At 54.4% G+C, this 316-nt stretch carries 1 protein-coding gene; it reads right to left on the bottom strand.

What is annotated here, in order from left to right; all coding sequences use genetic code 11:
- Window positions 1-75 (bottom strand): LacI family DNA-binding transcriptional regulator (locus ACNQ0T_RS23575; protein WP_219624458.1); only part of this gene is annotated, 75 nt, incomplete at its 3' end.
- Between the last annotated feature and the right edge of the window lie 241 nt (window positions 76-316).

Below are 316 nucleotides of genomic sequence, written 5' to 3'. Positions count from 1 at the left end.
GTTCACCACGCGGGAAACGGTCTGATAAGAGACACCTGCATACTCTGCGACATCGTATAACGTTACTGGTTTCACATTCACCACCCTGAATTGACTCTCTTCCGGGCGCTATCATGCCATACCGCGAAAGGTTTTGCGCCATTCGATGGTGTCCGGGATCTCGACGCTCTCCCTTATGCGACTCCTGCATTAGGAAGCAGCCCAGTAGTAGGTTGAGGCCGTTGAGCACCGCCGCCGCAAGGAATGGTGCATGCAAGGAGCTGTCTCTTATACACATCTGACGCTGCCGACGACATCGCTCCAGTGTAGATCTCGG

The sequence above is a fragment of the Enterobacter cloacae complex sp.6700776 genome (assembly GCF_048284255.1).
In the GTDB taxonomy this organism is placed as follows: Bacteria; Pseudomonadota; Gammaproteobacteria; order Enterobacterales; family Enterobacteriaceae; genus Enterobacter; species Enterobacter intestinihominis.
The sequence above is the reverse complement of the archived record's forward strand: the minus strand, read 5'-3'. Positions and strand labels throughout refer to the sequence as shown.